Origin of the sequence: Halonotius sp. GCM10025705 (assembly GCF_042662885.1) — an archaeon.
Taxonomy (GTDB): domain Archaea; phylum Halobacteriota; class Halobacteria; order Halobacteriales; family Haloferacaceae; genus Halonotius; species Halonotius aquaticus.
Genome location: NZ_JBHSZD010000001.1, coordinates 1895928 through 1918417 on the forward strand (window position 1 = coordinate 1895928; position 22490 = coordinate 1918417).

The window sequence follows — 22490 nt, forward strand, 5'->3', positions numbered from 1 at the left end:
GCAGGGAACGCAGGTCGAACGACACGGCCTACGTGCTGATACCCACGTCGCGCATCAGGTCGATCGTTGCCCGGACGTTCGAGAGCTCGGCGATATCGAACTCCGGCACATCCAGCTCGTCGACGGTCGGCAGATCGCCGACCGGTTCGACCTCGGGGATGAGCGGGTATTCAAACGTTTCGACGGCGAAGTATTCCTGGGCTTCCGCCGAGAGGAGATGCCGAACGAAGTTTTGGGCGAGCTCGGGGTTCGGGGCCGTGTCGACGACGGCCGCGCCGGCGACGTTGAAGATCGCGCCGGCGTCACCGCTGGTGAAGGCGGTGTCGATCGGCGCGCTCGGGGAGCCATCGAGGACGCGCTGGATGTAGTAGTGGTTGGTGAAGCCAGCGTCGAGTTCGCCGTTGGCGATCGCCTGGGCGACCTGGAACTCGTCGGCGTAGGGGGTGATCCCGGCGTCGACGACGCCCTCCAGCCACTCGCGGGTTGCCTCCTCGCCCTCGAAGATGCGCATCGCAGTGACGAATGCCTGACAGGAGCCGTAGGTCGGGGCCCATCCGAGGTCGCCGTCGAACTCGGGGAAGGCCATGACGTCGTCGGGGATGTCACTCTCGCTGTAGGCGTTGGTGTTGAACGGGACGGTGCGGGCGCGGCCGGAGGTGCCGACCCACTGGTCGGTGCGGAACTCCTCGCTGACCGTCTCCTGGATCTCTGTCGAGAGGGTCTGGGTGCGGCCGGCGTCGGCGAGCGCGCCGAGGTTACCGGCGTTAACCGTGTAGAACACGTCAGCCGGCGAGCCGTCGCCTTCGGTGTCGATCGTGTTGACAAGGTCGCTGCCACCGCCGTAGCGAACGCTCGGTGTGAAATCCGGATAGGTCTCGTCGAGGAACGAGATCAACTCGCCGACGAGGAACTCGTTGCGGCCGGAGTACAGCTCCAACTCGCCTTCGAGATCCGGGAGTTCGGCGATCGGTGTCCCACCGGGGGCTGGCCGACCGGCGCGACCGGAGCCGATCTGCCCGATCGAGGAATCGGTTGGCCCCTCGGTTGCCTCGCCGTCATTGCCGGCACAGCCGGCGATCGCAACCGCGCTGACGCCGGCTGCGCCTGCGAGGAACCGCCGTCGGCTACTGTGTGTCAGTCCGTCGCCGTCCACGTTCTGTGTCATATTTTTAGGTCAGCCTAAAACGACTTATACTCACTGGTTCGCTGTCGGGGTTGTCTCGGCGAGCGCGTCGAGGCAGTCGAGCCAATCGCCCATGAACTCGCCGACGTAGTTGAAGAACGCGCCGTTGTTGTACTCCTCCCAGTCGCCGCCTTCGAGCTCGTCGGCCATCGCCTCGAAGACCGCGGCGTAGGCTTCGGGATCAGCCCCGAACGCATCGCCTGACTGGTCGACGGCTGCGGCGGCTTCCTCGCCAACGTCGTCGACAATCTCCCAGAGGTGTTCGTTGAGTTCCAGCCCCGGCACCTCGTTGTTGAGGTCGTCGAAGGTGCTCCGTGGGGCCTTGTTGTGCTCACAGAGCGGTTCGCCGTTGTAGATCTGCGTCCCGAGAATGTCGCAGGCGCGTTTGAGGAAGACGCCCGACCAGATGTCGTCGAACCGGCCCACGTCCCACTCGTTTTCGTCCATCGGCAGCTGGTAGAACGCCGGAATCACTTCACGCCGGAAGGCGAGGTTCATCGAGCAGACGGTGAGGTAGTTGCCCTCGGCAGCAACGAAATCGCCGTCGTAATCGTCTTTCGTGGTTCGGGTTTGGGCCTGGCCCTGTAGGTCGCCGTCCATCAGAATTCGGACGGCATCGAGGTCGGGCACGTTCGTCCACAGGCCCTGGGAGGCGACGATAGTGTCGGCGTGGGCCTGCTCAGTCTCGACGCTCTCGTGCATCGCCGAGTAGGGATAGCCGCGCGGATAGAGGTCGTGTTCGTCGGCGTTCTGATAGAGGACGTTCACCCACTGCTCGTCGGAGGAGACGGTCTCGATCTCGCCCTCAAAGGCGAGGTTGTCGAGGTGGGTGCCAAAGAAGTCCCACTCGTCGTGCGGGAGGGTGTCGTCGTCGATGAAGAAGCCGTAGTCGTAGTCACCGGCCCACATGTACAAGAGCCCAAAGCTGGTCTCGGCGTGGCTGGCGGCGGGCACGATGTGGCTGTACTCGCTCACACCGTGGGCCTCGTACCACTCCTCGCGGCGCGTCCCATCAAAGACTTCGCCGGCAACGTCGTCCTCCTCTTCGAGCATCGCTTCCATCTCGTCGGTCTCACAGAAGTCCTCGGTGACGAGGATCACATCCAGCCGCGAGAGGTCGAACCCGTGCTCGCGGGCGTTCTCGAAGTACGACCGCATACACTCGTACTCGCGGATCGTCGGCACGATAACGCAGATGTCTCGGCTCATTTGGGTACTCACCATTCTTTAGGTGATCCTAAAAGGTGTGTCGGATTCAGTCGTCGGGGCTGCTCGTCGCCTCGCCGCTGCCGTCGGCTCGGGCCTCGCCGGTGACGGGCGGCTCCGTCGCGGTCGCCGCTGTCGCGTCAGCATCACCACCAGCATCAACGTCGCTACCGCGCCGGGCGGCCGTCGAGGGATCGATCCCGAGGACAGCGACCGCGACGCCGCCGCCGACGAGCGTGACCGCGTTTTTCAGGGCGTGGTCGACGACCGCCGCGGCCAAAGCAAGACTCGCCCCAAGCGGCGTCAACGCGACGACCAACCCGGTGAAGGCAGCCTCATAAAGGCCGACGCCGCCCTGCGACAGTGGCAGTACCTTGGCGAGGTTGCCGACGCTGACCGCCAGCGTCCCGACCGCGAGCAGCGGGCCGACCGCCAGCCCGCTGTCGAGTGCGGCGAGGACGAGCACCGCGGTGGCGACATCCAGCGACCAGATCAGCAGGCTGCCGCCGCCGATAACGGCGACCGCTCGCGGATCGCGGGCGACGACGGCGATGTCGGCCGCGAAATCGAGTGCGGCGTCAACCACAGTCTGCAATCGTGGCCGCCCGGCGACAGTTTCGCGGAGTCGACGACCGAACCGACGGCTGCGTGAGCGGTTCGCGTTGGCGACGCCGAGCGTGAGCACGCCACCGATGAGCGTCACCGCTGCAACGGTGACGGCCCCCAGCAGCGCGGTTTGGGTGTCGCCGGTGGTCAGCGCCGCCAGTGCGGTCGCGTCGCCGACGACAAGCCACGCGGTCGCGGCGGCTCCCAACACGGCAATCGCAGCAAGGTCGAAGCCGCGTTCGACCGCCAGCGACGCGAAGCCCGCGGGGTAGTCCACGTCGCGGCGCGCCTGCAGGACGTAGGCCCGCACCGCGTCGCCTGCCCGAGCGGGCACGACGAGGTTTGCCGTCTGGCTGAGGAAGACGGCCAGCGTGAGAAAGCCGGTTCCGAGCGGGTGGCCCGTCGTCGACAGCACGTCGCCGTACCGCCGGCCTCGCAGCGGCCACGAGACGGTGTAGACGGCGACGGCCGCCGCCAGCATCCATGGATCGGCAGCCGCCATCTCGCCGACGACGCGGTCGAACTCGACGTCCCGGAACGCGACCAGCAGGCCGGCGACGACGAGGACGGTGCCGCCGAGCATCAGGCGACGCTGCGTGAGGAACCCGCGATTGGTTGTCCCCGCGTCGTCGCCGTTGGTCATACACAGCCGTTCGTAGCGAGATATTTAAGCCCACCTAAAAATTGAGAGCGGCCGCGTCTTGTTGCTCATTTCGGCGGAATGAGCGACCAACAGCCGCGATCAACAGAGTTCGTCGATCAGCTCTCGGGTCGATTTCCGGACGGCTTCGTCGCTGCTCAGGCTCGGCTCCCAGCCGAGGGCAGCGAGTTTCTCGATCGAGAGCCGCATTTTCGGCACGTCGCCCGTCCAGCCGCGGTCGCCGCCGGTGTACTCGTAGTCGGGATCGAGACCCATCTCGTCAGCGACGATAGCGGCGATCCGGTCGACAGAGGTGGTCGTCCGTGTCCCGAGGTTGTAGGTGTTCATCGCATCGTCAGCGGTGGCAACGATGTGCAACATGGCGTCAACGCAATCCTCGATGTGGAGATAGGATTTCTCCTGGCGGCCGTTGCCGAGGATGGTGAGCGTCTCGGGGTCGTCAGTGAGCTTTTCGATGAAGTCAGGGATGACCGCTCCGCGGAGCCCCGGGCCGACGACATTGGCGAAGCGGAAGTTCCAGACCGTGAGATCGTGGCTGTGGGCCCGTGCAGAGAGGAGGCCCTCGTCGGCGAGTTTGCTCGCGCCGTACGCGCTGATCGGTTCGAGGGGGCAAAATCCTCGGGTGTTGGTCGTGGAGCCTCGCCGTACACCGTCGACGAGGAGGTGTAGGCGATCTCGGTCACGTCGGCGTCGGCCATCGCCTCCAAGAGATTCAGCGTCATCTGCGTGTTGTCCTCGAACTGACCGTGTGGGCGGTCAGTGTCAACGAGTTTCGAGGCCGCGAGATGGAAGACGAGGTCGACGCCGTCGAGAACACCGTCGAGCGCATCCGAATCGGTCAGGTCGGCTTCGACGAGTTCGGCGTCGTCAGCGACGCGGTCGCGGGAGCCAGACGAAAGGTTGTCGACGACGGTGACGGTCGCGCCGTCGGCGAGCAGGCGGTCGACGAGGTGTGAGCCGACGAAGCCGGCGCCACCCGTGACGAGGACATGCTGAGTCGAGAGATCCATACGCCCATGAGTTGCCAGTCGGTAGGAAAGCGTTCTGTTGTCGACCGGCTATCCGTCCAGTCGCTCGGCGATGCCGACGAGCGTCTGGCCCGCTGTCACCGTTGCCTCGCGGGCGATGGAGTAGACGACGCCGGCGCGGTCGGCGGTGACTGTCTGTAGGGACTCGTAGGTCGCCGGATCGTAGACGGTGCCGAACGTGTCGCCGGCGTCGACATCGGCTCCGAGTTCGGCAGCAGCGTCGGGGACGAACAGTCCCGAGTCCGCCGCTCGAACGCGACCGAGGTGGTTGCGCGCGCGAACGCCGTCCCACGGATCGGGGTCGCCGGCGAGCAGGCCGAGGTGGCGAAACACGCCGAAGAGGCCATCGAGACCAGCCTGGATCGCGTCGTCGTCGAGCTGTTTGTTTGAGCCGAGTTCCGGCGTGATCGACGGGATGCCCTCCCGGGTCGCTGCGACGCGGAGCTTCCCCCGAAGTTGCGCTCGTTCCACTCGGTGTCGGCGTCGTCGCCAGCGGCTTCCGCAGCAGAAGGTGGGTTCCGAAGGCTTCGGCCAGTTGGCGGGAGGCGTCGTCACCGCGGAGGTAGACCGTGTGGGTCTGCATCTCCGGGCTGCCGGTGTGGAGATCGATGATGGCGTCGGCGTCGCTCGCGTCGGCCCACAGGCGGGCGGCCATCCGCTCGTGGATTGTCCCCGCGCTGTTACCGGGCCAACAGCGATTCATGTTCGGAGCCGCCGAGTCGATGGGTTCCGGCGTCGTGTAGGCGACGCGATCAAACGTCAGTGGGTCGGCGACGGGAACGACGATCAGCGTGCCGTCGAGATCGCTGGCAACAGGGCCAACAGTAGCGGGATCGATCAGTCGCTCGTGGAGGCGACGCAGGACATCGGTGCCGTTGATCTCCCGACCGTGTTGGGCCGCCTGCACGTAGCACGTCGGGCCATCGCCGTCGCCGTAACGGTGGATCGTCGTCTCGACGGGGACGCCGGAGGGGAGTCGCGAGAGCGTCACCCGATCGGCGGTATGCATTATCGGTGCCAATGGGCTCGGGGTTTGTAAGCTATCGGCGCAAGCCAGCACTGTTTTCCGCCTACCGGCCAACCATCAGCTATGGCAAACCCAACAGCAACTCTGCAGACGAACCACGGCGACATCACCGTCGAACTCTTTGAGGAGCGCGTCCCCAACACCGTCGGCAACTTCATCGGGCTGGCGACCGGCTCAAAGGAGTGGACCGACCCTGAGACCGGCGACACCGTCCAGAATCAACCGCTGTACGACGACGTGCTCTTCCACCGCGTCATTGAGGGATTCATGATTCAAGGCGGCGACCCGACCGGCACCGGCCGCGGCGGCCCCGGCTACGAGTTCGACGACGAGTTCCACGACGACCTCACCCACGACAGCGCTGGCATCCTGAGTATGGCAAACTCCGGGCCGAACACCAACGGCTCGCAGTTCTTCATTACCCTCGACGCCACCCCGCATCTCGACGGGAAACACTCCGTGTTCGGCGAGGTCACCGACGGGATGGATGTCGTCGAAGAGATCGGCTCGGTGCCGACCGACCGCAACGACAAACCGCGTGAGGATGTCGTCCTCGAATCGGTCGACGTCGAGTGGCACTAATCCGGAAAGCAACCCCACAACGCGGCTAAAACAGCTGTTTTTCATACGACAGCCGAATTTTACATCGATACAGCTAGCTTTTGAGAGAATAGCTGTTGATCCAGCGATCTGATTGCGGTTGGATATAAAAGCTTGCGGCAAGGCTTATATCATGGTACGGCATACCATATCGTGAATCGAATGTTTGAACCATTTTCCGACGGCTACTACCTCGGCGAACTGTACGTCGAACCGCACGACGGCGACCGCGCTGTCATCCAACAGGCCGACCACAAGGCCGTCAACGAGCAGTTGTATGCCGACAACGAGGGTGTCGAACGGCTGGACGCGCCGCTGGTGATGAAGCTCGACACCGCCCACTTCCCGGTTGGCGGCGACGAAGGCGTGCCGTCGGGCACGCTGGCGGTGCCATCCGAACTGCTTGATGAGCAGACTGCGAGTGCTCGGGAGGTCTTCCTTGCCGACCGCGAGCGCGCGATGGAGCTGTTGCGGTATGCAGGCTGGGAGCCCACAGCCGGCACCTAACCGGTCGCCGACCCAACGTTTCAAGTCCGCTGGCCGCAGTCATCCGGCATGCTCGATACACTGCTCGGACGCGCCGAACTCAAGGCCCGTATCGAGGAGTTAGAAGACGAAAAGCACCACTTGGAGCGACAGCTAGAGGCCGAATCCGATCGTCGGGCCGACGCCGTCAGCGACAAGCAGGCCGCCGAGGAACGGATCAACCGGCTGGAAGACCGGATCGCCGAACTCGAAGACCGCGTCGAACGCAGTCAACAACGGGGGAGCGCGACCGCGAGCCGCGGCGCACCGAATCACTCCGTGGCGACCGCCTCGACAGTGTGCTCGGTCGGCTCGAATCAGTCGAAACAGGCCGAGAGGGCGCGCTCAGCGCAGCAATCTCCGACGACAACACGCTCCCCGACGCTGTCACAACCGCGGTCGACGACGACTGCGCCGGCGTCATTCGGGGAGCCGCGCCGACGCTCTACTACACCGACGATGCCGGCCTCCTCTCGGTGGCGCTCCGTCCGCCGATCATGCCCGATGCCTTCACCGCGTGGGATGATCGCTTCGACATCGACCGCGAGTGGTTCCAGCCTGTCGGCCGACTGGTGTTTGCGGTCGTCCGTGCCGACGTATGTGCCGTCGGCGTCTACGAGGACGGCGAGCGTGTCGACTTTGAGGGGTTCGAAAGCTCGGTCAAATCGGAGCACTCGAAGGGCGGGTTCTCCCAGAGCCGCTTCGAGCGCATCCGTGACGAACAGATCGACGAACATCTCGATGACTCAGCCGACCTGATCGAAACGCTGATCGAGGACAGCAGCCCCGACCGGGTCGTCCTCACCGGTGAGGAAGTGATCGTTGGCGAACTTGCGGAGCTGCCGACCACACCGCCAGTACCGACGCCGGGGGAAGCCAGCCGACGCGATCGAACACGCGTTTGCTGATTTCTGGACGACGCGGCTGGTCGCGGTCTGAGTTGATACGGCGACCGAACGCGCGCTACCGGGCGACCGTTTACCGGACGACCGTCACCGGAACCGGCGACCGTCGCACGACCGTCTCGGAGACGCTCCCGAGCAGCAGACGCGCGGCCCCATCGCGGCCGTGACTACCCATCACGATTTGATCGATGTCGTACTCCTCAACACAGCCGACGATCTCGGTGGCTGGGCGGCCAGCCAACAGTTCGCGTTCGATCTCGTGGTCGTCGCCAGCGGTCGCCGCAGCCTCATCAAAGAGTTCCTCGGCGCGGTTCCGCTGGTCATCGACGACGCCGGCCGGATCGCCGAGCAGGCCATCCGGGCCAACGTTGCCGTCAACCGGTGTCAGGACGTGGACGAGGACGATCGTCGCGTCCGGGAAGGTATCCAGCGCGTAGCGCAGTGCTTCCTGTGACGGCGGCGAACCATCAAGCGGCACAAGGAGTCGGCGAGCCATACTCGGTCTTTCGCTGGCAGGGATACAATAACATGGCGACAGCGGCTCGCTGTCGAGCGGGCAATCCCTCACCCAACCCAGGATGTATCGACAACGCAGGACGGTCGGTGTACGACAGCGGCGGAATCCGGTCGGTCACCCAGTATAGTCGAACTGAACCGCGAGATGGCCGTCCGGAACACCCCAGTAGGCAAACCGGTAGCGACCCGGCTGGAGGTCGGAACAGATCTTCAGGGGTGCTGAGACTCACCCCGGCAAGATAGGAACGACGGTGCATATCTGATAGTCAGCCGAGCGGAGTAAGTGTCTTCGGGCCGGTACAATCGGCGTTGTAGTGGTGAAAAAGGCGGTGTCAGAGATCTCGGTTAGGCGTCGTCGTCCCGAAGCTCATCGAGTTCGGCTTCGACCTCGGCGTCGTCGACGTCAGCCTCAAGATCCGACAGTTCGGCATCCACGTCCGCGTCGGCCGTGCTGGCCTCGACATCGGCGTTCTCGTCGCTATCGGCTGTGTCGGCATCGGTTGTCTCTCCGTCACCGTCGCCCATCTCGGCTTTCAGCGTATCGAGTTCCGAGTCGACGGCCTTGCCGCTTGACAGTGATTCGAGTTCGCGGTCGATCTCATCGCCATCAGAGAGCGCGTCGTCGAACGTGCCGGTTTCCTCCAGTTCGTTCATCGCCTCGGCGCGGGCCTCCATCTCCTCGGTGCGCTCCTCGGCGCGCTCGATCGAGCGGGCGACATCGCCCATCTCGTCGCCAACGCCGCTGAGGGCTTCCGAGACCTGTGAGGAGGCCTCGGCGGCCTCGTATTTCGCCTTCATCGTCTCCTTTTTCGTGCGGAACTCCTCGATGCGACCCTGGAGTTTGTCCTTCTTGTCGACGAGGTCATCCTGGGTGGCCTGGAGGTCGGCGATCTGGTCGTTGAGCTCCTCGATCTGGGTCATCTTCGATTGCTTCTTTTCGAGGGCTTTCCGAGCGAGATCGTCCCGATCCTGCCGGACAGCCTCACGGGCCTGCTCGTTGTGTTTGTCGACGTTTTCCTCCAGGCGGCGTTTCTGCATCTCTAAGCGTTTCTTCTGGGTCGTCAGGTCAGCGATCCCCTGTTTGACATCCTGCAGCTCGTCTCGCATCTTCTCGTAGGAGTAATCCAGCGTCTCGGTGGGATCTTCCGATCGGTTGAGGAGGGCGTTGAGCTTCGACCGAACAACGTAGGAGGTGCGCGAGAGGATTCCCATAGGCTGTGTTGGGCCACGGCGTGCTTAAAACCTGAGATGTGGGCCCTCGGAGGCTCGACGGCCCGTACGGCCCGTCATGGTGTGGCTGGTCACCGCCCGCAGGCTGGCGGTGTCGATACCGACGCGAGCCCCGAACCAACAGGGTACCCTATACTATGAGGCCCACTGCTCGTGTGGAGCCCTATTCAGATAGTGGATAGCATTAGGTTGGAACAGGGCGTACTTCCATTCAACGCGTGAGCCATCAAGGCACCCACAAAAATCGCCGCTGGCACGGTCGGCCGAGAGCCGCAACCGGCGGCCACGCCGATAGAACGGAACGGGGCGTGGTGTGATGAGCGACGCCCAAGAACAGCACCGCGATCGGGAACTGCTGGCGACCGCCCAACGGCTCGCCGCCGTCGGCGGCTGGGAGTACGATATCCAACGAGAAACGCTATCCTGTACCGACGAGGTCACACGACTTTGTGGCCAGCCAGCCAGCAACGAGTTGACGCTGTCGACGACGATCGAGCAGTTTCATCCGTCGGATCAGCCGGCGGTGCGGGCCGCCATCGACGGGGCCATCAACGCCGGGGAGGGCTTCGAAGGCGAGTGGCGACTTCAGCCCGAAGACGACGACCAGCGGTGGGTGCGGGTCTACGGCGAGCCCGAAGAACAAAACGGCGCGGTCGTTCGGGTTCGCGGCGCGATCGAGGACATCACAGCGGAGAAACAGCACAAACAGCGGCTCAACCGGCTCTTCGAGACGAACCGCAAGCTCTTCGGGCAAGACACCACCGACGCGGTCGCCAGCGTCGCTGTCGACGCCGCCCGCGGGGTGCTCGGCTTGTCGCTCTGTGGGATTCATCTGTACGACGCCGACGACAACGTGCTCGCACCGGTCGCCACGACCGACGCCACCGTGGAAGCGTTCGGCGAGCCGCCAGCGTTCGGTCCCGGCGACAGCATCGCCTGGGAGACCTTTGAGACCGGCGAGCCACACGTCTACGATGATATACAGGCCGCTGACACCGTTCACAATCCCGACACCGCCATCCGAAGTGAGTTGCTGCTGCCGCTTGGCGACCACGGCGTCTTTATTGCCAGCTCGCCGCAGGCAGGTGCCTTCGACGACCGCACCGTCTCGATGGGGAAGATTCTCGCTGCCGATGTTGAGGCGGCCCTCGATCAACTCGACCAGAAACAGCAGCTCCGCGAAACGAACGAGCGCTTAGCGGAGTTCGCCAACATCGTCTCCCATGATCTCCGCAATCCGCTGTCGGTCGCAAAGGCCGGCGTCGAAGTCGCCCAACGCGGTGCCGGCGACGGCGACAGTCTCGAGCGTGTCGAGCGCGCTCACGACCGGATGGCAACGCTGATCGATGATCTGCTGACCCTGGCACAGGATGGGGAAGATCTCGATGAGGACGCCCTCGAATCGGTGTCGCTGCCGGCGGTTGCCGCAGACGCATGGGATGGAGTGGCAACTGACGACGCCGCGTTGGCGGTGCCCGCCACCGACAGCATCGTCGCCGACCGATCACGACTCCGACAACTGCTTGAAAACCTCTTTCGCAACAGCATAGAGCACGGGTCACCGGGCGATCGATCGCAGGCTGTCGACGCGGAGCCAGCAGTCGACGATACGGAGCCGGCAGTCGACGATGTCGACCACGACGCGGCGGTCACAGTTCGTGTCGGCGACCTGCCTGACGGCTTCTACGTCGAGGACAATGGCCCCGGAATCGACCCGGACGACCGAGAGACCGTCTTTGAGCCCGGCTATACCACCCACGACGAGGGGACGGGCTTTGGGCTGCGGATCGTGCGCACTGTCGCGGCAGCCCACGACTGGGACGTTTCGGTAACCGATGGGACGGCCGGTGGCGCGCGGTTTGTGTTCAGCGATGTCGAAACCCGGCTGAACTGATCGTGGGAGAGACGCGCACAGTTAAACCGCCTGCCCGTCTACGCTTCAGGTGTGATCGAGCGGCCATTCACGCAGTTGCCGGCAACCACGGTGACCGTCCAGGTCGATCCCGACGCCTCAGTCGCACCCGTCAGATCCCGGCTCAGTCAGCTCTTTGGCACCGAGCAGGTCACCGTCACCGAAGGCGACGCCGACCAGACCGCCGAGGTCGTCGCCAGCCGAGACGGCCGCGTCGTCGCCACCTCTTCAGTGGACGCATTGCTGCAGTCGCTGCTGCTCATCAACTCCGATGTGTATATCACCGGCAGTCGCCCGGTCACCGAGGCGACGCTGCCGGATGTGTTGGCCGCGCTCTCCGACATCCCGTTTCGGCTGCGGGGGTATCCCGACTCGGATAGCGAGAAGCTGTTGTTGATCGCCGTCTCCCGACGGATCGAACGGCGAGCCATCGAGGCCGGCGCGGGAACCTTGCGTGTCGGCTTCCAGCAGCTCTCCCGGCTGGTCAACGAACCCGGCACCACCGAGGTCTACGAGCAACTGGCCGCCACCGATGTCGACGTCCATGCCTACGGCGTCGGCGATGTCGCTGTCCCCGACGAACTGGGGGTGACCGCCCACACCGGCGACTCCGCGCTCCACCGGCGAGGGTGGTTCGTCATCTTCGAGCCGGCGACGGCGACCGCCGAGCCGATGGCGTTGTACGCTCTCGCCCGCGGTGCAAACCACTGGGAGGGGTTTTGGACATATACGCCCGAGCGGATCGCGGCGATCAGCGATGTCGTCACCCAGACGGCCGTGACCCGATCGTAAGCCGACAGGAGGTGAACGACGCAGTGGGCGGCGGAAGTGGGTTTTAAGCGACCCGGGAGCGAGTGCACTAGCGAGCGTGACGGACGCAGACACAGCCGCGGGGTCGACGCCCCCGCCGGCCGAGACGGACAGCGAGTCGATACGGGTGCTGTTGGTCGACGACGACGAGGATTTCGTCGCGTTGGCCTCGACACTCCTGGAGGCCGAAAGCGACCGGATCGACACAACCACCGAGACCAATCCACAGCACGCCCTCGAAGCGACGGAGTTCGAAACCATCGACTGTGTTGTCTCCGATTTTCGGATGCCAGAACTGGACGGCATCGAATTCCTCGAAACCATCCGCGAGACGTATCCGGAGCTCCCCTTTATTCTCTTTACCGGCAAAGGCGACGAGGAGGTCGCCAAACGCGCGATCGCCGCCGATGTGAGCGACTACATTGTCAAGGACGGCTCGGCCGAACAGTACGCCATCTCGGCGAACCGGATCGAAAATCTCGTCGCCCAGTATCACACCCGCCAGCAGGCCCGTCGGCAACGCCGACTGGACACCCTCAGCCAGCAGGCCCTCGACACGGCGTTGAGCGAGCCAACGCGAGCGGCCATCGAGACGGGGATCTGTACGCACCTCGTCGACACCGACCTGTATGCGGCGGCCTGGATCGTCGAATCCGATCCCCACAGCGAGGCGATCACCGCCCGAACCCGCGCCGGCGAGACAGCCCTGCTGGATGATCTCGCGGCTGTAGCCGCCCGCGAGGACAGCGTCGAAGCCCAGGCGATGGCAACCGGCGACCACCACGTCGCCAGCGACCTCGCTGAACGAGACGACGCGTGGGCGGTCGCGGCCGCCGACAACGGGATGGCCGCCGCGATCGGCGTTCCGATCACCAGAGCGGGCGTCCCCTACGGCGTGCTTGGCGTTTACACCACCCGAAGCGACCTCGGCGACGACGAGGTGGCGACGCTGAGGACGATCGCCGATCTCACCGCGTTTGCGATCGGGGCCAGCGAACGCCGGCAGGGCGACACCAGCCAAGAGGTCACCGAGGTCACCTTCGACGCCAGCACAACCGACCTGCCGTTTGTTCGGGTGGCCGACGCCGTCGGCTGTGCGGTCGAAATCAGCCAGACGAGCCACCGCAGTGACGGGACGACCCGAACGGTCTACCGGCTTGCTGATCCGCCAGCGGACGCCGCCGAAACGGCCGAGACAGTGGTGTCGGCAGACGTCGAGCAGGTCGACGGCGCGGCCGACACGCTGTCGGTCGCCAGCGACGAGCCGTGGTGGGTCGCACTCACCGAGAGCTACGGCGCGAATATCAAAGTCGCGAGCGCTGACGATGACGGCGCGACGATCACCGTTGAACTCCCGCCGAACGTGACGGTTCGGGCAGTCGTCGACACGCTGACAGCCCACGCACCGGGGATCGAACCAGTCGCCCGCCAACAGCGCGCCCGCCGGGAGCGATCACTCACCGAGCTTGAGGCCACCGTCGCCGAGCGACTCACCGACCGCCAACAGGAGGTCGTCGAGACGGCCTACGAGGCGGGCTACTACGAGTGGCCCCATGCGGTTTCAAGTGAGGCCGTCGCCGACCTGCTGGGGATCGCCCAGCCGACCTTCGCCGAACACTTCTGGGCCGCTCAACGGCGGATCGTCGAATCGCTGTTCGATCCTGACAACCCGGAGTAGACCCCTGCCACCGCCGCCGTCCCGCGTCATCCCAGCGACCCTTTACTAATAGGACGCGGGGTGGCGTGATCGCTCCTATTCACCTAGCACGTACCGTTAGGTGTGTTTCACCCGTTGTAACAGGTGATGCTTGACTCAATCGCCGGACTGCTGTCGACGGACGAGACATCGACACCGGGCACTGATTCGACAGACCAGACAAGCGATGAGGAAACGGTCGATACTGCGTCAGTAGCCGACGAGACACCGGATGAGACAACAGCCAACAGCGATGCAGACAGCGACGATGCGACCGCTGTCGACACCACCGATGCGACCGCCGTCGACAGCACTCCACCCGCGCCCGACGACGGGGAGCAAACAGTCGAGCATCCTGAAGCATCCGCGAAGGCCACCACCCAACTCGCCGCCGACGGCGGGGTAGACGCACAGACGGCACCCCAACAGTCCGCCGGGCAGGGAGCGGCGACCACACAACAGGCCAGCGGCACGGTCACGACCGACGCCGACGCCGAGACAGTCGTCATCGAGCGCGATCGGCTTGAAGAGCTCCAGACCGCAACCCAGGAACTCGCCTCGGCGGCAACCCAGGTCGCCGAGAGCACCGAGGAGGTCAACGGCGTCGCCAGCGAGCAGGCCGAGAATATGGCCCAAGTCACCAGCGAGGCCTCCGATCTCTCGGCGACAATCGAGGAGATCGCCTCCAGCGCGGATCAGGTGCGTGCCGAAAGCGACAACGCCCGCGAGCTGGCCGAGGAGAGCCAAGCCGCCGCCAACGACGCCATCGACGCGATGGACACCGTCGACGAGGCGGCCACCGAGGTCGCCGACGACATCGCCGCGCTCCGGGATCGGGTCGAAAACATCGACGAGATCGTCGCCGTGATTCAGGATATCGCCGAGCAGACGAACCTGCTCGCACTCAACGCCTCGATCGAGGCCGCCCGCGCGGGCGATGCCGGTGACGGGTTTGCGGTCGTCGCCGACGAGATCAAAACACTTGCCGAGGAGACCCAAGACCAAGCCGTCGACATCGAGGAGATGGCCACCCGGATCAAGAACAACACCGACGAGACCGTCGACAGCATCGAGCGCGCCAACGACCGCATCGACGACGGCCTCGGCCGGGTCGACACCGCCATCGAGAGCCTCGATCAGATCGGCGACGCGGTCGGTGAGATCAACGACGGCATCAAAGAGGTCGCCGACGCGACCGACGAGCAGGCCGCCAGCACCGAAGAGATCGCCGCGATGACCGACGACGCCAACGACAACGCGCGTCTGTTAGCCCAAGAGATGGACGAACTCGCGGCGGCCAATCAAGAACAGACCAGCATGGTCACCGAGATCGCCGACCTCGTCGAGACTGTCGGCGAAGACAGCGAGATCGAGTTCGAGGCCAGCCGCAACTAAGAACAATGAGCGACACCACACAGGTACTCACGTTTACGCTGGGCGAAGAGGAGTACTGCGTCCCCATCGAGTACGTCGCCGAGATTGTTGGCGGCGACACGGTCAGATCGGTGCCGAACACCGACCCCCACGTTGAGGGCGTCACCGACCTCCGCGGGGAGACGACCACCATCGTCGATCCGAGCACACTGCTGGAGGTCGACGCCGGGCAACTGCTGACCGACGGCGGCCAGGCGACCGAGCGGATCATCGTCTTCGATGCCGACGCGTTGGGGACGGAGTCACCGGTCGGCTGGCTCGTCGAGGAGGTGCGGGCGGTCAACGAAGTGGCGAGCGATGCCCTCGATACCGGCAGCGTCACCGAGAGCCCGTTCCTCCGGGGCTTCCTGAAAGACGACGCGAATGACAACTTCACGCTGTGGCTTGATCCACACGAACTGACCGCCTGACAGCACCGAACAGTAGCCACCACCGCGATCACCACACTCCCTTTCATTCATACGCATGAACGCGACCACACACCAGACGACCGAGAACTGGGCCGGCAGGACGACCGATGCCACCGCAACGGCACCAGCGAACACAACCTCGCTTGCGGACTCGTTGGCGACCGCCGAGCGAGCAGCAACCACCGAGCCGTCAACGACGAGCGAGGACTCGACGATCGACTCGCTGACCGACGGATCGACAGCTGGCACGTCGACAACGGCCGAGAGACCACCCGGCGAGCTGTCGATCCCGACGCGGCTCCCCGAGCCGGAGACGACGATTTACCGGGATTCGGCAACCGTGATCCGGCTGTTACAGACTGAGACGATGGCCGACACAGCCGAGATCCGACTGTATCGCGCTGCCGACGCCAACATCGACGAGGGATCGACCGCGGTCGCGACCGACGGCGGCCAGCGACGGGGCGATCTCGACGCGCTGCCGGCGGCAACGCGGCGACGATTCGAGGCCGCCGTCGACGCTGTCGCCGAGCGGTTCGATCTCGCGGTCGCCGACGACGGCCGACTCCGGGCGCGACGCGACGACCACGGGCGGGCTGGCATCCTCGAATTCGCCGCCACGCTCGGCGACCGCTAAGAAATTAACTCGATTTGTACTCGCAGTAAATTTATACACCTGTCGCCGCAATGTGCTGGTGATGCCCCAGATCACCGTCTCCGACGACCTGTACCGACAGCTCGAAGCCGAATCGCTTGACACAGACATCAGCGAGACGCTCTGGAAGATGGTTGGTTCCTACCGACGCGCGAACAATCCTGAGTCGGATACGGCCTGATCGGTAGCGACACAGCGTCCCCGTGTATCGCCCTCCAACTCCGTTTTGCCGTGATTTAGCACGCTATCTGGTAGTCCGTAGAACGTCCAACGCCACTCGTTAGTCATCGTCGTCTTGATCTATCAGCTCGATCACTTCCTCCCGAGAGACGAGTTCGGCGTCACCGGATCGGAGATCGTGTTCGCTCGCCGCGATCTGTTTCCACCCTTCCCGCGAAAATGCGGGGTGTTTCACCGCATCGCGGGCGGCATACCGGAGGAACTCGCTTCTGGAGTTGAACCCCTCCTCCTTCCACGTTGTGTCGATGTCGTCGAGAAACGCCTTACTGAGCCGGAGATTGATCTGTACGGTTTCCGGATCGTCGGGGCCGTCTGCGGAATCGGTTTCTGACATATGCGTATGCTTTACGCGGCTATATGCCTAAACCTTGGCTCTGGGTGATTCGGTCAAGAAAGAATCATTCGGTATCGACGCCGAGCTGCTGGAGTCGTTCGCGCCGATCCTCACTTACTTTCGCGTCAGCCTCGGCGAGTAGTTCGCGGTGCCGGTCGGCCGCCTCGGCCGAGGAGCCGCCCGCGAACGCAAGCAGGGAGTAGTCGCTGGTGAGCCGATCGATCGCCTCCGAAAACGTCTCATCGTCGCGTTTGTGAGCCGCGATCCGCTCGTAGACTTCCTCATCAAGCCGGACTGATTTCGTGCCCATGTGAATACAGTCGTACACGAGCGGATTGAAGTTTTGCTCGTGGGGTATGAGCGTTCTATGAGCCGAATTGCTCGACAACGACAGCAGCGACACCCTTGGAGAAATTGGTTGGCTCCCACCGGAAAACAATCCTGAGTCAGAGAAAGCGTGAGCGCGTTGCGAGCGGATGCCTGATTTATTTTTAATTGCTTGCTCTACTTGACCGACAAATATATCCTAATTAATCAGTTGGAGGCACGGTTTAATACTATATTCTCTCTGCCAATTCCCCGAGAACAATTACAAAGTTCGATAAAACATCTTCATCTACGTCGCCAGATATGAGTCTATTTCCAATTTCCTTTGCAACCATTAGTTTGTCAAGGTCACCATATCCCTCCGAATCAAAAACCTGATTTATTTTTGAAGCTATTTTCCTATCATTAAACTCCACTGAATTAATATATTTTTGACTATCTTCTTCCGACAATTCTATTGGAGTATATTCATCTAATTCGTCTTTATAAACATCATTTACACAACTGATATAGAAGTCGGCAGGCATCATATCTTCAATTTCTATATGCTGGTTCACACTCTCATCATTTATTTTAAGCTGAATGATACGTTCAGTGTTCAATTCCGGGGCATCAGTTTTTAATTTATTCACCACAGTGTCACCCTTTTGATCTTTATCTAAAACAACTACGTAGGAGAAATTCTCTGAGTCAACCCATTTGGCGGCCCTGACCATTTTATCAGCACCCCCAGTAGGTATAATTGATATGGAATTTTTCTGTAAAATATCTTTTCCGCGTTCATCTAAATAATGAATCGCACCTCTGAGAATATATTTATCAGATGGTCCTTCGACCAGAATTTTTCTTTTCGTTGCAAATGGAGTACTTCCGATACCAATCCCCAGAGCATTTCTAAGAGGTTCTAGAGAGGCTGTATTAGAACTATGAAATTCATCCAACACAACCGTTCCACGGTCAGATTGGTCCTCAACTATTCGAACGCGTGAAGGTCGATTTTTGTAGATTAAATATGGCGAATGAGAAGTGTAGATTATTTGATTGTCTTCTGCTAAGTTTTCGATTGCGTCCAGCCAGTCTTTTTTCCTTCCGGATGTAGGTAAACAGCAGGATCATCTAATAAGAATAGCTTCTTGTCTGAATCACTGGCTTCTGCTTTGCTATTAATGTAAAATGAAAGAAACCATTGGAACCCTTTACTTCGTTCGGATGGAATTCTGGGTTCTCGTGATACATTTTCTCCCCCAATTTCACTGTCTCGAACCAATGGAATATAGTTAGAGTTGGCCTCTCTAACATTTACTTCGACTGTTTTTTGATCCCAAAGTTTGTTTAAATTACCTTCTATAGTTGTTGAAATCTTGTCAATCATTTCGGCCTGCTCTCTGGCTTCCATCGAATCAATGCTATTTGGGTCAAACCCGGAGATTCTTATTAAATTATTGAAAGTTTTATGCTTATCCGATCCTACATTCGACTTATTGATTTCGTCAGGGAGTTGATCGGTGCTGTCAATATAAACTACAGAAGGGAGTTTATTTTCGATTAATTCCGAGATTGGATATTCAATATCTCTTTTATTTTCGAATTCTGTTTTCAATAAATTCCTAATATTATTTGCAATTAGTTTCTTATCTGCATTCTCGTTGAGTTCTTCATCGAGAAGATCATTTATTATTTTTTGGCCTGTTTGTTCAATTTTTTCATTCGATTGGCCTTCAATATTGTTTGAACCAGGTATGTTATGCTCTTTTTTGAACCGATTTACTTTATCATCGTCTATTTGCGTAGTTCTTTTTTCGAATAGATGATTCAGAATATCGGATAATAATTCTAAACTAAATGGCTCAATAATAGAATGGTCACTGTTTGATCCCAAATGTCTGGCACCGCATTTGAATTTAGTAATTTCTATGCGGTTAGACCCATTATTTGTAGTATAAATTGCCCGAATTACGGGTGTGAATGGATCTGAATCAACAGAATCATGTATATCGGATTCACTGATAGGATTATTATGTTTGAGTTCTGTTAGTGATTCAAGAATGGCTGTCTTTCCACTCTCGTTTTTGCCAATTAGCGTGGTAATATCTTCATCTATCTCAACCCAATCAGTATCGCTGATCGAGCGAAAACCCATGATACGTATCGATTCAAGATTCATAGAGGCATTCATGTAAACCAAGTAGAAAAACCTACTCCTACATCAATTTAAACGCTCAACGTCCAGTATTAATATGTCAATTCTCACAAATTCGTTTTAGATCTGAGTTGGCTCGTTTATTATTTTGTCCTATTTCGTTGTTAATTATAATCTCGCCACCGATAGCCGCACTCCTTGCATTTGAAAAATCTAGTCGGCGGTTCGTCGGCCGCGCCGGTCTGTTTGATCGTGTACCACGCTTCGCCGTGGCCGCACTCCTCGCAGGTCACGTCGTCAGCGGTCGGTTTCCCCTCGAACTGATCGTTTTCCTCGGTTTCGATGAGTTCGTCGTCACTCTGCTCAGTCGTTGAGACGAAGGCGTCGGCGCGGTCGTCGTCGCGGTCGGCGGTCGCCCCACAGTCATCGTTGGTACAGACCATCTCACCGTCTTGAGAGACCATCATTGTCCCACACTCGTCGCAGAACTGCATACCCGCGGTACTGGCCGGGGCGGTTTAATCTCGTTGTCCGCGGTCGAAGGCCGGCCCGTCGGCGGTGACGACCGGGCAGTCAGCGACGTGGAACCGCCCGTCGTGGAGCGTTTCGAGAATATCGGTGTCGGCGTTGGTGCACTCACCCGCCGACTCATCGAACTGTGGACACTGCTGGCAGTAGGCGGTCGGGTCGATGAAGGCTGTCGTTCCGGCGATCACCTGTGTCGGTGTGGTGTCGCCCGACGGCGACGGTATCGTCTCACTCGCCGCGCCGTCGGTAACATCCCGCCACGGTACCTCGCTGTCGGTCGTCGACGCCGCGTCGCCGTCACCCCCATTTGGGCTGGCAGCCGCCGGCTCGTCGGCTGGCTTGTGATCCGTCATATGGTACCGCAACACACACCTAGTAGTTAAGATTTCGGACATACTATCGCGTTGACTACTCCCAAAACGCGGGGGTCAGCGGATCTTCCGGACGTTGCTCAGATCGTAGCCGCGGTCGTGAAGCTCGCTTTCGAAGGCGGCGATCTCGTCTCGATCCAGCCGATCGAGCGCGCCGGGGAGTTCACGGATCGACAGCAGGCGAGCGCGCTGTGAACCGCCGGTCTCCCACCCAAACGACAGCGTCCCAGTTGTCGCCGCCGAAAGGCTGCCCAGTTGGGCGTCGGTCACCGCCTCCGCGTCGGCGACGACGAGCACCAGCCCACCGCGGGCGGTAACCATCCGGGTCAGCCCGCGAAGCAGGCGGACGACAGCCGCCCACGATACCACATCGTCCGAGAGGTCGTCGAGATCGGTGATCGCGTCGATCACGACGAGGTTCCCGCCGACGGCGTCGTCCAGCGACGCCCGCAACGCCGACAGAATCGCCGGGGTGTCAGTCGCCCCCGAAGCGTCGCGACCGGCACCCGTTGTCGACGATGCGTCACTGGCCACGGTGTCGCCGGCGTCGGTGGCGGCGGCGTTGGTGCCGTCGCCAGCGGTAGTGCTGTCACCGGCGTCGTCGCTGGGGATCGTTGCAGTGGTCTCACCGTAGTCGAAGGGATCAGCTGCTTCGTCGTTCTCGACAGCGTCGTCGGAGTCGCCATCAGAGACGGTGTCACCGTCAGCAGCCGGCTCCGGCGGCAGCGACGGCGGGTCGTCGCTGTCCTGGTACCACGCCGCCGGCACGTCAGTCGCATCGAAATACGTCGCCGAGAGATCGTGGTAGGTGATCCCCGCAGCCGCGCGCGCGGCGATCTCGGTGGAGACTGTCTCGGTCAGTGCAGCTTCCAGCGAATCGGTCGTTGCCGCCACCGAGAGGTAGTGAACACTCGCGGGGACGATCACCCCTTCGTGGTCGATCCCCCGATAGTGACGCTCGAAGGCCTCGTTGTCGGTCGTCGCCAGCGCGTTCATCGCCGCGCTGGTCTGGGCGAACTTCCGGCCGCCGGCTCCGGGTTCGGTCGCCAACAACACGACGCTGCCCGTGGGGACGCCCCCGTCGAGCATCGAATCCAGCCGGGAGACGCCGAACGGCATATCGACCATAGGTGGCGATACGGCTACGCCCGTTTAGCCGTTACGTCGAGCGGGTCGCCGCCGACCCGCGCGCCGTGGTTGCGACCAGCCACAAGATCGACCGTGCCGTCGATCTCAGCCGCATCGAGTGCCGCCCGACCAGCGTCGCGAGCCCCGTCGGCGTGGGTGGCGTCGGTGACGCCGTAAACGGTCGGCCCCCACGAGGATTGCCCTGCCCCGTAGATCGCCGGCGACCCCGACAGCGAGTCGACGAGTTCGCCGACCGGCGGCCGGTAAACACCGCCCTGTTCGTCGGTGTACCACGCGCCGTTGAGCCGGCCGATCTCGGCGACAGCCGCGCCAAAGCGGTCGGCGTCGCCGGCGGCGATCGCCGGCAACACCCGCCGGGTGAGCAGCCCCGAGATGCGATCGGCGATCGCCGGCTCGGCGCGCTCGATCGCCGCGCGAATGCTGTCGTCCTCCACGTCGCCGCTGCGGCCTGGCTCGCTGTCGGGGATCACCAACAGAAATCGCCAGTGGTCAGGGATCCGGTGGCGGGCGGCGATCGGCGGCACCATCCAGTCGCCGTCCTGTGGGCGATCGGTCGTGAACCGCGCGGTCGGGTGGCCGCCATCAAGCACGAACCCGCCAGCCTCAAAGGTGCCAACACCGATCCCCGACCGCCCACCGCGGCCGAGGGCAGGGGCGATCTCTCGGACGGCGATTCCCTTGTCGTAGGCGTCAGCGACCGCCGTTGCCACCGTCAGCATCGTTTGGGTGCCGCTGCCGAGCCCGACGTGTGTCGGGAGCTGCTGGTCGACCTGCAGTGAGACACCATCGACACCGAGTTGCGCACAGACCGTGGCGGCAACCGATTCGATCGCCGGCGGCGCGTCGATCGACGCAGCCGGGGTTGCCGACAGCGACACCTGTGGCGCATCGAGCGCCACGCCAAGCGCGCCATACAGTCGGCTGTGGGACAGCGAGAGATTGCTAAAGCCGAAATGCAGCCGCCCGCCGACGGCGACCTGCGTCATACTCGTGGTTG

At 62.0% G+C, this 22490-nt stretch carries 23 protein-coding genes and 2 pseudogenes; 10 read left to right on the forward strand and 15 right to left on the reverse strand.

Annotated elements, in window-relative coordinates; genetic code table 11:
• Positions 1-28: 28 nt before the first annotated feature.
• From ACFQJB_RS10640 to ACFQJB_RS10660, 5 genes and pseudogenes are all read right to left on the reverse strand, one after another.
• Positions 29-1165 (reverse strand): extracellular solute-binding protein, encoded by a 1137-nt coding sequence (locus tag ACFQJB_RS10640; RefSeq protein WP_379727059.1) that lies wholly within the window; start codon positions 1163-1165, stop codon positions 29-31.
• A 30-nt stretch (positions 1166-1195) separates the two neighbouring features.
• Positions 1196-2392 (reverse strand): alpha-1 4-glucan-protein synthase, encoded by a 1197-nt coding sequence (locus ACFQJB_RS10645; RefSeq protein ID WP_379727062.1) that lies wholly within the window; start codon positions 2390-2392, stop codon positions 1196-1198.
• Positions 2393-2438: 46 nt separating this feature from the next.
• Complete coding sequence (locus ACFQJB_RS10650; RefSeq protein WP_379727065.1) at positions 2439-3638, reverse strand: lysylphosphatidylglycerol synthase transmembrane domain-containing protein; 1200 nt, start codon at positions 3636-3638, stop codon at positions 2439-2441.
• 99 nt (positions 3639-3737) lie between these two features.
• Positions 3738-4666 (reverse strand): annotated as a pseudogene (locus tag ACFQJB_RS10655) (NAD-dependent epimerase/dehydratase family protein).
• A gap of 48 nt (positions 4667-4714) precedes the next feature.
• A pseudogene (locus ACFQJB_RS10660) lies at positions 4715-5693 on the reverse strand (succinylglutamate desuccinylase/aspartoacylase family protein).
• 81 nt (positions 5694-5774) lie between these two features.
• Here ACFQJB_RS10660 and ACFQJB_RS10665 point away from each other — a divergent pair.
• The 3 genes from ACFQJB_RS10665 (at position 5775) to ACFQJB_RS10675 (ending at position 7744) form a co-directional block, all read left to right on the forward strand.
• Positions 5775-6293 carry a peptidylprolyl isomerase gene (locus ACFQJB_RS10665; protein WP_379727068.1) on the forward strand — a complete coding sequence of 173 codons (519 nt, stop codon included), beginning with the start codon at positions 5775-5777 and terminating at the stop codon, positions 6291-6293.
• A gap of 180 nt (positions 6294-6473) precedes the next feature.
• Positions 6474-6818 carry a DUF5802 family protein gene (locus ACFQJB_RS10670; RefSeq protein ID WP_379727071.1) on the forward strand — a complete coding sequence of 115 codons (345 nt, stop codon included), beginning with the start codon at positions 6474-6476 and terminating at the stop codon, positions 6816-6818.
• Between the two features lie 317 nt (positions 6819-7135).
• Positions 7136-7744, forward strand: a complete 609-nt coding sequence (locus tag ACFQJB_RS10675; RefSeq protein WP_379727074.1) for a Vms1/Ankzf1 family peptidyl-tRNA hydrolase — start codon at positions 7136-7138, stop codon at positions 7742-7744.
• 70 nt (positions 7745-7814) lie between these two features.
• On the opposite strand, the gene ACFQJB_RS10680 is transcribed toward ACFQJB_RS10675, so the two are convergent.
• Positions 7815-8237: a universal stress protein gene (locus tag ACFQJB_RS10680; protein WP_120103569.1), complete on the reverse strand. Its 423-nt coding sequence runs from the start codon at positions 8235-8237 to the stop codon at positions 7815-7817.
• A 365-nt stretch (positions 8238-8602) separates the two neighbouring features.
• Complete coding sequence (locus ACFQJB_RS10685; RefSeq protein ID WP_379727077.1) at positions 8603-9469, reverse strand: PspA/IM30 family protein; 867 nt, start codon at positions 9467-9469, stop codon at positions 8603-8605.
• Between the two features lie 334 nt (positions 9470-9803).
• Between ACFQJB_RS10685 and ACFQJB_RS10690 the strand changes: the two genes are divergently transcribed.
• The 7 genes from ACFQJB_RS10690 to ACFQJB_RS10720 all read left to right on the forward strand — a co-directional run bounded on the left by ACFQJB_RS10690 (position 9804) and on the right by ACFQJB_RS10720 (position 16585).
• Positions 9804-11381 carry an ATP-binding protein gene (locus tag ACFQJB_RS10690; protein ID WP_379727080.1) on the forward strand — a complete coding sequence of 526 codons (1578 nt, stop codon included), beginning with the start codon at positions 9804-9806 and terminating at the stop codon, positions 11379-11381.
• Positions 11382-11432: 51 nt separating this feature from the next.
• The gene (locus ACFQJB_RS10695; RefSeq protein ID WP_379727084.1) at positions 11433-12191 is read left to right on the forward strand and encodes a DICT sensory domain-containing protein; all 759 of its coding nucleotides are present in this window, start codon (positions 11433-11435) and stop codon (positions 12189-12191) included.
• Between the two features lie 76 nt (positions 12192-12267).
• Positions 12268-13887 carry a bacterio-opsin activator domain-containing protein gene (locus tag ACFQJB_RS10700; RefSeq protein ID WP_379727087.1) on the forward strand — a complete coding sequence of 540 codons (1620 nt, stop codon included), beginning with the start codon at positions 12268-12270 and terminating at the stop codon, positions 13885-13887.
• Between the two features lie 645 nt (positions 13888-14532).
• Complete coding sequence (locus ACFQJB_RS15255; RefSeq protein ID WP_417448580.1) at positions 14533-15300, forward strand: methyl-accepting chemotaxis protein; 768 nt, start codon at positions 14533-14535, stop codon at positions 15298-15300.
• Positions 15301-15305: 5 nt separating this feature from the next.
• Positions 15306-15749, forward strand: a complete 444-nt coding sequence (locus ACFQJB_RS10710; protein ID WP_379727093.1) for a chemotaxis protein CheW — start codon at positions 15306-15308, stop codon at positions 15747-15749.
• A 55-nt stretch (positions 15750-15804) separates the two neighbouring features.
• Positions 15805-16386 carry a hypothetical protein gene (locus ACFQJB_RS10715; RefSeq protein WP_379727096.1) on the forward strand — a complete coding sequence of 194 codons (582 nt, stop codon included), beginning with the start codon at positions 15805-15807 and terminating at the stop codon, positions 16384-16386.
• Between the two features lie 61 nt (positions 16387-16447).
• Positions 16448-16585: a hypothetical protein gene (locus tag ACFQJB_RS10720; RefSeq protein ID WP_165853305.1), complete on the forward strand. Its 138-nt coding sequence runs from the start codon at positions 16448-16450 to the stop codon at positions 16583-16585.
• A gap of 99 nt (positions 16586-16684) precedes the next feature.
• Here ACFQJB_RS10720 and ACFQJB_RS10725 read toward each other — a convergent pair whose 3' ends face one another.
• The 8 genes from ACFQJB_RS10725 to ACFQJB_RS10760 form a co-directional block, all read right to left on the reverse strand.
• A complete protein-coding gene (locus ACFQJB_RS10725; RefSeq protein WP_379727099.1) occupies positions 16685-16978 on the reverse strand; it encodes a ribbon-helix-helix domain-containing protein in 294 nt (97 codons plus the stop codon).
• Positions 16979-17042: 64 nt separating this feature from the next.
• Positions 17043-17288 (reverse strand): antitoxin VapB family protein, encoded by a 246-nt coding sequence (locus ACFQJB_RS10730; protein ID WP_379727102.1) that lies wholly within the window; start codon positions 17286-17288, stop codon positions 17043-17045.
• A 247-nt stretch (positions 17289-17535) separates the two neighbouring features.
• Entirely contained in the window at positions 17536-18246 is a 711-nt protein-coding gene (locus ACFQJB_RS10735) for a TOPRIM nucleotidyl transferase/hydrolase domain-containing protein (RefSeq protein ID WP_379727105.1), read from the reverse strand.
• Positions 18247-18356: 110 nt separating this feature from the next.
• On the reverse strand, positions 18357-19469 hold the full coding sequence (locus tag ACFQJB_RS10740; protein WP_379727108.1) for an AAA family ATPase: 1113 nt from the start codon (positions 19467-19469) through the stop codon (positions 18357-18359).
• Positions 19470-19609: 140 nt separating this feature from the next.
• A complete protein-coding gene (locus ACFQJB_RS10745; protein WP_379727111.1) occupies positions 19610-19939 on the reverse strand; it encodes a transcription factor S in 330 nt (109 codons plus the stop codon).
• Positions 19940-19963: 24 nt separating this feature from the next.
• A complete protein-coding gene (locus ACFQJB_RS10750; protein ID WP_379727114.1) occupies positions 19964-20326 on the reverse strand; it encodes a hypothetical protein in 363 nt (120 codons plus the stop codon).
• A gap of 75 nt (positions 20327-20401) precedes the next feature.
• Positions 20402-21472 (reverse strand): hypothetical protein, encoded by a 1071-nt coding sequence (locus tag ACFQJB_RS10755; protein WP_379727117.1) that lies wholly within the window; start codon positions 21470-21472, stop codon positions 20402-20404.
• A 14-nt stretch (positions 21473-21486) separates the two neighbouring features.
• Positions 21487-22479, reverse strand: a complete 993-nt coding sequence (locus ACFQJB_RS10760; RefSeq protein ID WP_379727120.1) for a beta-ribofuranosylaminobenzene 5'-phosphate synthase family protein — start codon at positions 22477-22479, stop codon at positions 21487-21489.
• Between the last annotated feature and the right edge of the window lie 11 nt (positions 22480-22490).